This window comes from Streptococcus sp. DD11, from assembly GCF_001578865.1.
In the GTDB taxonomy this organism is placed as follows: Bacteria; Bacillota; Bacilli; order Lactobacillales; family Streptococcaceae; genus Streptococcus; species Streptococcus panodentis.
In genome coordinates, this window is the sequence record NZ_KQ969396.1 from 295,359 (window position 1) to 305,639 (window position 10,281).

At 44.0% G+C, this 10,281-nt stretch carries 12 protein-coding genes; 1 reads left to right on the forward strand and 11 read right to left on the reverse strand.

Annotation, left to right across the window (positions count from 1 at the left end; translation table 11 throughout):
• Positions 1-311: 311 nt before the first annotated feature.
• Positions 312-1,559: a cation diffusion facilitator family transporter gene (locus STRDD11_RS10785; RefSeq protein ID WP_128837284.1), complete on the forward strand. Its 1,248-nt coding sequence runs from the start codon at positions 312-314 to the stop codon at positions 1,557-1,559.
• Here the strand turns inward: STRDD11_RS10785 and STRDD11_RS10790 are convergent.
• The 11 genes from STRDD11_RS10790 to STRDD11_RS14675 all read right to left on the reverse strand — a co-directional run.
• Positions 1,533-1,847 (reverse strand): hypothetical protein, encoded by a 315-nt coding sequence (locus STRDD11_RS10790; RefSeq protein WP_128837285.1) that lies wholly within the window; start codon positions 1,845-1,847, stop codon positions 1,533-1,535. The two genes, STRDD11_RS10785 and STRDD11_RS10790, sit on opposite strands and share 27 nt — an antisense overlap.
• A 19-nt stretch (positions 1,848-1,866) precedes the next feature.
• The gene (locus STRDD11_RS10795; RefSeq protein ID WP_128837286.1) at positions 1,867-2,277 is read right to left on the reverse strand and encodes a hypothetical protein; all 411 of its coding nucleotides are present in this window, start codon (positions 2,275-2,277) and stop codon (positions 1,867-1,869) included.
• The gene (locus STRDD11_RS14660) at positions 2,259-2,423 is read right to left on the reverse strand and encodes a hypothetical protein (RefSeq protein ID WP_241209423.1); all 165 of its coding nucleotides are present in this window, start codon (positions 2,421-2,423) and stop codon (positions 2,259-2,261) included. The genes STRDD11_RS10795 and STRDD11_RS14660 overlap by 19 nt, the downstream gene beginning before the upstream one ends.
• A complete protein-coding gene (locus STRDD11_RS14665; protein ID WP_241209424.1) occupies positions 2,420-3,130 on the reverse strand; it encodes a hypothetical protein in 711 nt (236 codons plus the stop codon). The genes STRDD11_RS14660 and STRDD11_RS14665 overlap by 4 nt, the downstream gene beginning before the upstream one ends.
• Positions 3,131-3,159: 29 nt before the next feature.
• Complete coding sequence (locus tag STRDD11_RS14670) at positions 3,160-3,660, reverse strand: hypothetical protein (RefSeq protein WP_241209425.1); 501 nt, start codon at positions 3,658-3,660, stop codon at positions 3,160-3,162.
• Positions 3,661-4,083: a ubiquitin carboxyl-hydrolase gene (locus tag STRDD11_RS10805; protein WP_128837287.1), complete on the reverse strand. Its 423-nt coding sequence runs from the start codon at positions 4,081-4,083 to the stop codon at positions 3,661-3,663. It lies immediately after the preceding gene.
• A 381-nt stretch (positions 4,084-4,464) separates the two neighbouring features.
• A complete protein-coding gene (locus STRDD11_RS10810; RefSeq protein WP_128837288.1) occupies positions 4,465-4,881 on the reverse strand; it encodes a ubiquitin carboxyl-hydrolase in 417 nt (138 codons plus the stop codon).
• A 557-nt stretch (positions 4,882-5,438) separates the two neighbouring features.
• Positions 5,439-5,996 (reverse strand): signal peptidase I, encoded by a 558-nt coding sequence (gene lepB, locus STRDD11_RS10815; protein WP_128837289.1) that lies wholly within the window; start codon positions 5,994-5,996, stop codon positions 5,439-5,441.
• Between the two features lie 170 nt (positions 5,997-6,166).
• Positions 6,167-7,672, reverse strand: coding sequence for a pyruvate kinase (pyk, locus tag STRDD11_RS10820; protein ID WP_128837290.1), 1,506 nt, complete (start codon positions 7,670-7,672; stop codon positions 6,167-6,169).
• 63 nt (positions 7,673-7,735) lie between these two features.
• Positions 7,736-8,746 carry a 6-phosphofructokinase gene (gene pfkA, locus STRDD11_RS10825; protein ID WP_128837291.1) on the reverse strand — a complete coding sequence of 337 codons (1,011 nt, stop codon included), beginning with the start codon at positions 8,744-8,746 and terminating at the stop codon, positions 7,736-7,738.
• 85 nt (positions 8,747-8,831) lie between these two features.
• The coding region (locus STRDD11_RS14675) for a helix-hairpin-helix domain-containing protein (protein ID WP_241209426.1) at positions 8,832-10,281 on the reverse strand (1,450 nt) is incomplete at its 5' end.

The following is a 10,281-nucleotide window of genomic DNA, read 5'->3' on the forward strand; positions in this document are numbered from 1 at the left end:
GAGTTTTCCTCAATGTAGGAGCTTTTTGGAGTCTAAAAGACGAACATAGTTGAGACTTGCTTTGCAAGTCCTATCCGAACCTCAAAGCAGTGATTTGAGCTGCCTGCGGCTCGTTTTCTAGTCTGTTCTTTGATTTTCATTGAGCAGCAATGAGACTATTATAGCATTTTTCTGAGCTGAAAACTATGATTTCCTCCTGCCTCATCTTCAAAAATTCTCTAGCCTTAAAATTGAAAAATCAGTCAGAATCTGCTATAATAAGCGTATTTTAAAAGCTCACTGCCGGTTCTTATTGCAGCAAAGGAGGAGCCATGAACAATCACCCATCTAAAAATCTCAAACTGGCTGAGCGGGGGGCCATCTTGGCTATCCTGACCTATCTGGTCCTCTCCTCTGCCAAGCTGATTGCCGGAGCCAGCCTCCAGTCCTCCAGTTTGACAGCCGACGGTTTTAACAACATCTCGGACATCGTAGCCAATATTGCCGTCCTCATCGGCCTGCGTATGGCCCGCAAACCGGCCGACAGGGACCACCGATTCGGCCATTGGAAAATGGAAGATCTGGCCAGTCTGATCACTTCTTTCATTATGTTTTTTGTTGGTTTTGATGTTTTGATGGAGACTATCCAGAAGATTATTTCCAATCAGGAAACGCGAATTGACCCCCTCGGTGCCATCGTTGGACTCCTTTCTGCTATCGTCATGTTTGGGGTTTATTTTTACAATAAAGCTCTGGCCAAACGAGCCCATTCCAAGGCTCTGGATGCCGCTGCCAAGGACAATCTGTCCGATGCCCTGACCTCACTGGGGACCTCAGTCGCCATCATCGCCAGTGCCCTTAATTTCCCTCTGGTTGATAAGATTGTCGCTATCATTATCACCTTCTTTATCCTCAAGACCGCCTATGATATTTTCATGGAATCCTCCTTCAGCCTGTCCGATGGCTTTGATGAAAACCTGCTGGAAGACTATAAAAAGGCCATTCTGCAAATCCCTAAGATTACTTCTGTCAAATCCCAGCGGGGCCGAACCTACGGCAGCAATATCTATCTGGATCTGATTCTGGAAATGAATCCCGACCTGTCCGTCTATGAAAGCCACGAAATCTGCGACCAGGTCGAAGAAATGCTGCAGGAACGCTTCGGCGTCTTTGACACCGATATTCACATCGAGCCAGCCCCCCTGCCAGAGGAAGAGAGGCTGGACAATGTCGCCCAAAACCTGCTCATGCGTGAGCAGCTGGTAGATCAAGGCAGCCAGCTGGATAGCCTGCTCGCTTCGGAATTTATCTACATTTCCCAAGACGGCCGTGAGCTGGACAAGGCAGAGTTTCAGGCAGAAAGAACCGAGCAGACGCCTATCCAGAACTTCGAGCTCCTCTCAATCAGCCAAAAAACCAAGCTGATACGCTATGAAATGGACGGTATCATCCATACCAGTCTCTGGCGCCGCCACGAAAGCTGGAAAAATATCTTTCATCAGGAAACAAAAAAGACAACTAGTCACAAAAAGGACCTGTTGTCTTTTTATTTGTCAGATTTTATTATATTTATTACTTGACTCTGTAATAGCCTCTCTAACCGCCGTTGACCATTGACCTTTTATGGCACTATCCAAAGTATCATTCACTCCTTGCAGGGCGGACTCCCCTTCTTTTGCAATTTTACTAATTTCTTGCTTTGATTTAGATTTAATAGAGTCACGCTTTTGAAGAGCATGCGGAGCATAGACATTTGTAATTAAAGTTTTCTCGATCTGTCTTTTGATGTCATTCAGACGAACTCCTAAATCATCTAATCCTCCGTTTGTAAAAACATCCGTAATATTTTCAAGCATTGTCTTTACCATTTTATATCACTTCCTTAATCTACCGCTCTTGATTTTCTTGATCAGCTGCTAAACGTCTGCGTCTAAATGCTTCATCCAAATCCTGATCCAGCTGCTTTCTTTTCTTTCGAAAAACTTTCTCCTCTTCTGAAACTTCTATCTCTAAGTCTCTTCGTGCCTGTACCAATGCCTCTTCCGACATCATTTGATAAGCTCCCATTTCTCTATTAAGAACTTCGTAAAAGCTCTGATCAGCATCCGTAGCCCTCAAATAGTACAACGTTTCCTCATATTTTTCATCAAGAAGTCCTTGTATTGACTGCCAAGCAGTTTGAAAATAGTCACTTTTAGCATCTAATTCTTTCAGTTTGGCTTGATGATAGTCTTCCAAGTCATCTAATTCTCTACTCTTCTTTTCAATTTCCCGCTGTGCTAATTCAAATTTGTCCATTGATTAAATTCTCCTGCTAAAGCCGCATCTTCCTCAAGTCGCTTATTAATACCAGCTACTATTTGTTCTTTCAATCGAGTTATTTCGTCTAAAATTTGACTAGCTTCATGACGCTTCTTTTCCAAAGAGTTTTCAACATTTTTCACGATAGTTTATAACTCACTCCTCCCGCCAAAAAAGCTTCCTCAATCTCATAAGGACTAAGGGTGTTAATCATAAGCGGAGATTTAGTCGTTTCAAAAAGAGCTTCCGCTTCTTCCACCCCTCTTTGTTTTTCAATCTTAATCTGATCAAGAGTTTGCTGAGCCGCTTTGATTAATGCTTCTGCTCCAATTGCAGCCTGCTCGCTATCCAAAAAGATTTTCTCATTGCTATTTAGACCTCCACCGCTTTCTGTAAGCAGCGTTTTTAGACTATAATAGCGCAACATTTTGACTTTCGTTTCTGAGATTAGAGTATTGGCATTTCCTTTTGCAGTATTAGTCACAACATTGCCATTTTCATCAATGAGCTGACCTATTTTATTGAATTGCCACGTATTATAACTATGATATTTATCTCCTAAGCTATAAATTCTATCCTTTTTTTCTTGCCGCGAGAGCTTATCGTCTTGTAAAATTTGCAAAACTTCATCAACAAAACTCGCATCTGTCATATTTACATAGATGGCTACTCCCGTTTTATTTCCTAATATATTCCCTAAAATCATATCATTGGGATTTCTAAAATTTCGAAATTGCTCTGAATGCTCTTGCATATAAGCTATTTCCTCATCTGAAATAATATTATGAATATCCGGGCCATTAAACCCAACATTATTCCACCCCATTTTTAGAGCTGTATAAAGAGCCATAGATTCACCCAAAGAATGACCGTTCGTCGTTATAACAGCATTTGGATTTTCTTTACGAACCTTTTTTCCACCCTCTGGGCAAACTCTACCGCTGTCTTAGATTGGACATCAACTGTATTTTTAATTGTTTCTTTGCCAGTACTCTCTGCTACTCCTTCCCCGCTCAATATTCTTTTCCCAATATCCCACATTGATGGAAAATCCGTAAACATCTTATCCTGGAAACCGAAGCCAAGATTTTCAATATCATTCAGAACATCCAGCTTATCGCTAAAATTGGTCCCTACATAAGAAACCACAACCTGACTATAGTCCACATTCCCATTTGCATCAAGAGGAGCAACAGCCATAGCCTGCATACTGTTGTCCGTTGGCTCAGCAGAATTGCCAGTAGCATCGATAACTTGGAATTGACGGCCATTGACATCGATGTTTTCTCCAATCGATAATTGTTTATCAGGATTATCTACTGGGTCAACTTCATAAGCATAGGTAACAATCCTTCTATAATCCTTATCTGTAATAGGCATTTATTTTTCTTCATAATATGTAACTTTTAATTGAGTTTCTGATAAATTTTCGAAAGTGGTTGGTATACTTTTCCGTTTCAACATTTCTGAATTATTATGGTAAACTAAGCCATAATCTTCTATATCATATTTATCACTCAAATCTGTCGAAACATCTACTTTGTCATTTATTAAAAAATCAATAAATCTAGGTTTTCCAAAACCTCCTTTTGAAATAGTTTTAAACTCTATTTTATTGACATCTTCAAAATTATTCACCAAAAATAAAGCCAAAGCTTCTTCTTGTTTTCGTAACTCTTTCTTTTCTTCTGCTGTCAACGCGACTTCCTCCTTTTTATTATGATTCTGCTGGGAGCAGGCTGCCAGCAGACCGACTCCCAGAAAGGCTGTAAATATGAGTAAAACAATCTTCTTTCTTTTCAAGAGACAACCTCCTTTTTACTTACTTTATTTATTTGAGCATGACACAAAAGCACTTTTAAATCAATTCTCGGAATTTTTTATCTTATCATTTATATCTAGCATCCTGATGAACATAAATGATAAGGTAAACTCATTACCACATAAGAAACCACAACCTGACTATAGTCCACATTCCCATTTGCATCCAGAGGGGCAGCAGCCATAGCCTGCATACTGTTGTTCGTTGGCTCAGCAGAATTGCCAGTAGCATCGATAATTTGGAATTTTCGGTCGTTTATATCAACAGAATTTCCAATATTTAATTGTTCATCGCCTTTGTTCTCTTGTGGATCTAACCTATAAGAGTTTCTTGCGATTTCCTTATAGTCTTTTTCAGATATATTATTCTCCCAAGTTATAAATTACTTCTACTCCTTCAAGTGAATTAACGCTTGTCGCTGCCTCTTTTTTTATTAATGGTCTTTCTCCTTTCTTACAAGCTAAACTATAACCATTATTATAGTCATCTTCTAAGTATGAATTAAGATTAATCTCATCATTTACTTTTAGGGATACGCGTCTGGATTGAGCAAATGGTTTCCTAGAAACAGATAAAAACTCAATCTTCTTAATCCCTTCATAGTGATTTATCAAAAACAAAGCCAGAGCTTCTTCCTGTTTTCTTATTTGCTTCTTTTCCTCTGCCGTCAAGGTCACTTCCCTCTTCTGTTCTGTTTTTTTCTGCAGATTACAAGCACTAAGAATCCCTATAGCCAGAAATCCAATAAATGCTGCCAACAGCAACTTAGAAATTTTCATAAATACTCCTTTCTTTTATAGAGCATAAAGTTTCTGAATGAACTAACATGAGTATAGCATATTTTGGCAAAAGTTTTTTACTTTTCACAATTTCATTATAGTCTTTTCATTTGCCTTTAGCAGTGAAACTGTCCGGGGGACCGTTTCAGTCTATCGCTTAAAATATAGGATGATAGGGCAGCGAGCTGCTCAAAGCACTGCTTTGAGGTTGCGGATAAAAGACCGTTAGGAAGTCTCAAAAGTAGGTCTGATGCAAGCTTCGCTTGCCTTATCTACAACCTCCAACAGCCTCCCAAGCTGTTGGAGCAAAGCTGATGAGGTGGGACAGACTCCCATCCACAACCTAAAATAAATAGGAATCTCGACTGCTGAACTAACAAAGTAATAAAAGTTAAACCAAATGACGATACCATAAGCGAAACTAAATCATTCATACTGCTATCTATTAACTCATCAATAGACTTGTTCGAAAACTAAAAATGATATCATAGAGCTCTGATAAGAATTTATAAAAAAAACCAAGGCACTTTCACCTTGGCTGCAAATCAATCTTGGGTTTATTTATTTTTAATAAAGCCGAATTTGCTCAGCGGAGAGAGACGGAACTCAACGACTCCCTTAATCTGGTCAGCCTTAATCAGTCCAAACTCCCGGCTGTCCTTATTGTTCTCCCGCCGGTCATTGAGGACCAGATAAGAAGCCCGAGCTACCCTGTCTCCGTCTGCACCTTTGAGCTCCTGAACCGAAAAGTCGTGAGTATAATAGCCGGTGCTGGCGGCTGAAGCCAGGTATTTTTCCCGCATTTCTTCGATATACTCTTCCGACATGACCTGACCGTTCAGATAGAGCAGGTTGTCCATATAGGTTACCTGATCCTTTTCCAGAGCAATGACCCGGCCGACGTAGTCCTTGCCGTCCACCTCGTAGAGAACAAAATCTCCGCGCTTGATGTCTTGCTTTCTGGTCGCCAAGACTAGGTCGTTTTCTGCCAAGTAAGAATTGCTGTCTTGCTCCGTCACCCGATAAGGAGTATAAATGAAGATTCTCAAGCCTATAACAATAGCTGCAATAATTGAAAAAATAATAATATTTCTTAGTAAATCCCTTTTTACCATTCGCCTCTCCCATTTCTTTTGTTTTATTATACCATGTTTAGGAAAAATACACAAAGTCAGTTTTCTATCATTCTGATTGCAAAAAAATGAAATGCCGCAGCAAACAGCTCTAAGACAAAAAAACCTGCTGCCAGTCTTTAGCGACTGCCAGCAAGGTTTTCATCAGCAAATTAACGAATGGTGCGGATACGCATTGTGTTGGTACGGACTGCTTCACCAAGCGGCACACCGGCAACGATAACGATGTTGTCGCCAGATTCTACCAGACCTTGCTCAACCGCAATCTTTTCAGCGATTTCAAACATGTCATCTGTATTAGAAGGACGCTCAGTCGTCACAGGAATCACACCCCAGTTCAGCATGAGACCGCGCTGTGTCAGCTCGTCGAAAGTGATGGCCAGAATATCAGCATCCGGACGGTATTTAGAAATCAAGCGAGCAGTGTGACCAGTCTTGGTCAGGGTCACAACCAGTTTAATATCCATTGAAGTGGTTGCATCCTTGACCGCTGAAGCCATAACTTCTGTCTTAGAGTTGCGGGCAAATGTCGTAGAAGACAGACGGCCGTACTCATTGAGCAGTGTCTGAGCGTTCTTGTCAATGGTTGCCATTGTGCGAACAGACTCAAGCGGGTACTTCCCGTTGGCAGACTCGCCTGACAGCATGGTTGCATCAGTACCGTCAATAACGGCATTGAAAACGTCAGATACTTCAGATCGGGTTGCACGCGGCTTTTCAGTCATGGTTTCCAGCATGTTGGTTGCAGTGATGACTACTTTACCAGCAGCATTGACCTTGGTGATGATCATCTTTTGGTAAACTGGAACCATCTCGAACGGTACTTCAATCCCCATGTCACCACGCGCAATCATGATACCATCTGCAGCTTCGATGATTTCATCCAAGTTGTCAATCCCTTGTTGGTTTTCGATTTTGGCAAAAAGCTGAACATGGCCGTTGCCTGTTTCTTCGCAGATGGCGCGCACTTCATTGACGTCCTTTGCAGTACGGACAAATGAAATCGCGATGAAGTTGATGCCCTGCTCCAGACCAAAGCGAATGTCGTCGTTGTCACGTTCCGCCAGTGCCGGGAAAGGAATTTTGGTATTTGGAATGTTAACACCTTTTTGCTTAGCAATGATGCCGTCGTTTTCAACTTCCACTTCAAATTCGCGAGTCGCATCGTCTTTGGCAACCACGCGAAGACCCAATTTACCATCGTCAACCAGCACCTGACGGCCCACTTCAACATCATCATAGATGTCCAGTCCGCCGGCAACATTGAGGGCAATTACTTCGCGGGTAGACTGGATGCCTTGCTTAGTCGCAACGCGGATCTTTTCACCCGTTTTGTAAGCATACTCTTTGGCATCGCCTTCAAAGAGCTCTGTACGGATTTCCGGACCTTTCGTATCAAGAAGGAAACCTACTTTTTGACCGGCAATTTCTTCTGCACGCTTAACAGTTGCCATGCGCTCTCCCTGCTCAGCATGGTCACCGTGTGAGAAGTTGAAACGGAAGGTATTGGCGCCGGCTTCAATCAATTTAGCGATATTCTGTGCAGATGCTTCAACATCAAGTTTTTCGCCCCAGTATCCGTCATCACCGAATTTTTTACCGCCACGGATCTCTACCGCAGGACCTAATGTTGCAACAATTTTTACACGTTTGTTCATGATTTTTATGAAACTCCTTCTTCTATTTTGGCCTTGAGGCCTGTAATAACAAATAAATAATAATTAAATAGTAATGCTGCGGTTGAGCTCAGCCAGCTCCAAGTCGGCCTTGTGCGGATTGTTGACCACAATCTTGCCGTCAGCTGTCAGGCTGAAGAGTGCACCTTCTTCTGCTGTTCCCAGAATCGGGCTTTCTACCATCTGCTCATTGCGGATGCCGACAGCAACACCGCCGATTCCCTGCTTGAGCAGAGAAACGGCATGGGCTCCCATGCGGGAAGCCAGCACACGGTCACGCGCAGTCGGTGAACCGCCGCGCTGAATATGGCCCAGCTCAGTGACACGCAGATCGCTCATATCGCCCGCTTCTTTCAGCAGCTTGGCAAATTCATCCGCTGACATCACCCCTTCTGCCAGAACGATGATGTTATGCTTCTTGCCTTTTTCATAGCCGCCCTTGATGCTGGAAACAATGTCCTCAATCTCGAAGCCTTCCTCAGGAACGATGATCTCATCTGCACCAGAAGCAATACCGGCCCAAAGAGCAATATCACCGGCATTGCGTCCCATTACCTCAATCACGAAAGTCCGGCGGTGGCTGGATGAGGTATCGCGAATCTTGTCAATAGCGTCCATCGCCGTCGTAACGGCTGTATCAAAGCCAATGGTAAAGTCTGTCCCGACAATATCATTGTCAATGGTGCCTGGCACACCGACAGCTGGGAAGCCGTGCTCTGTCAGACGCATAGCACCGTGGTAAGAACCATCGCCGCCGATAACGACCACGCCTTCAATACCGTGCTTTTTCAGTTGCTCAATCCCCTTTAACTGGCCTTCAAGCTGGGCAAACTCAGGGTAACGAGCGGAATGAAGGAAGGTCCCGCCACGAGAAATAATGTCGCCGACTGAGGTTGCGTCCAAGGGATAGATTTCCCCGGCAACCATTCCAGCGTAGCCATCATAAATTCCGTAAACTTCCATTCCTTCGGAAATTGCTTTACGAACGACTGCACGGATAGCAGCATTCATACCAGGGGCATCACCGCCGCTGGTCAAAACAGCAATACGTTTCATTTCGCTTTTTGCTCCTTCTTCTTTTTAACATTCTTATAGATTATACCACAATCGGCAGGAAAATTCTCTTATTTTTCCATATTTTTTAGCGAAAAATCGTTTTCATGCTGTATTTTTTCAATTCCTCCTGCAGGCGGTCAGATTTTTCTACCCGAAAATGCGGTGTTGCGACCGTCTGCTTCTCCTCTTCATAGCGCAGGACCACGGGAATGCTGCCCGGATAGCGCTGCAATATCTGAGAAATGGCTACATCATGGTCGTGATTGGCAGTCTGGATCCAGAAGCGCTCGGAGCTGGCTTCCTGTAGGTCTGACAGGATCATCTGCAGGCGGCCGTCCCGCTCCTGTACCCTGCCGGTCAGATAGTAATAGCCCTTCTCTCGAATACGGTCCGCTAACTGGCGGTAAGTCTCTGGAAAGAGGGTCACATCCAGCTTTTTCTTGGTATCAGAGACCTGCAGAAAGGCCATGTTTTCACCTTTCTTGGTGCGAATGACCTTGATGCTCTGCACCTCTGCCAAAATCGTCGCTCTGCTATTTTCCGTCAGCTCACCAATCCAGCTGAAAGGCTGAGCGGACTGCTTGGCCAGACGGATCAAAGGATGGTCGCTGAGGCCGGCCCCGATAATGCTCTGCTCCAGCTCAAACTTCTCGGCCTCGCTGAAATCTTCTGCCTCAGTCCAGGAATAGCTGCTATCTGCAAAGAGGCTGCCCAGTTCGTCAGCAAAGACAAAGAGATTGGGCAGATTGGCCAGAATCTTATGGCGGTTGGGCTCAAAACTGTCGAAGAGACCCAGCTGTACCAAGGGAGTCAGAAGCTGCACCTTATGATAGATCTGCGGCAGACGCAGGATAAAGTCCTCCACGCCGGAAAAAGGGGCCTGCTTGCGCTCCTCTAAAATCCAAAAAGCCAAATCCCGCGGCAGACCCTTGATATTTTTCAGACCCAGAAAGATCTGCTTCTCCTGAAATTTATCATGATAGGGAATCGTATTGATACCGAGCGGTGCCAGCTGAAAGCCAAAGTTCAACGCATCTGTGATATAGTCGCTGCTGGAATAATTGAGCATAATATCAAAGAAAACATCCGGATAATGTGCCTTGAAATAGGCCAGCTGAAAGGCCAGAGCTGAGTAAGCATAAGCATGGCTGCGATTGAAGCCGTAGCCGGCAAATTTCTCCATAATGGCAAAGACTTCCTTGGCTTTCTCAGCTGTGTGGCCGCATGCGACCGCACCGGCTACAAACTCCTCTTCCATCCTGTGCATCTCGGCAGCATTTTTCTTGCCCATGGCGCGGCGCAGGATATCGGCCTTGCCCAGACTGAAGCCGCCGAAGCGCTGAGCCACCTGCATGACCTGCTCCTGATAAAGCATGATGCCATAGGTAGGCGCCAGAATATCAGCCAGACTGTCATCCAGCAGCTCCACCGGCTCTTGGCCATGCTTTCTCTTGACAAAGTTATCAATGTAATCGCTGGCACCGGGCCGGTTGAGCGAGGTCGTAGCCACCACTTCCTCAAACTGCACCGGCTGG

Coding starts and splice junctions, on each gene's coding strand:
- STRDD11_RS10785 (WP_128837284.1), top strand. CDS start 312: ATGAACAATCACCCATCTAAAAATCTCAAACTGGCTGAGCGGGGGGCC.
- STRDD11_RS10790 (WP_128837285.1), bottom strand. CDS start 1,847: ATGGTAAAGACAATGCTTGAAAATATTACGGATGTTTTTACAAACGGA.
- STRDD11_RS10795 (WP_128837286.1), bottom strand. CDS start 2,277: ATGGACAAATTTGAATTAGCACAGCGGGAAATTGAAAAGAAGAGTAGA.
- STRDD11_RS14665 (WP_241209424.1), bottom strand. CDS start 3,130: ATGGCTCTTTATACAGCTCTAAAAATGGGGTGGAATAATGTTGGGTTT.
- STRDD11_RS14670 (WP_241209425.1), bottom strand. CDS start 3,660: ATGCCTATTACAGATAAGGATTATAGAAGGATTGTTACCTATGCTTAT.
- STRDD11_RS10810 (WP_128837288.1), bottom strand. CDS start 4,881: ATGAAAATTTCTAAGTTGCTGTTGGCAGCATTTATTGGATTTCTGGCT.
- lepB (WP_128837289.1), bottom strand. CDS start 5,996: ATGGTAAAAAGGGATTTACTAAGAAATATTATTATTTTTTCAATTATT.
- pyk (WP_128837290.1), bottom strand. CDS start 7,672: ATGAACAAACGTGTAAAAATTGTTGCAACATTAGGTCCTGCGGTAGAG.
- pfkA (WP_128837291.1), bottom strand. CDS start 8,746: ATGAAACGTATTGCTGTTTTGACCAGCGGCGGTGATGCCCCTGGTATG.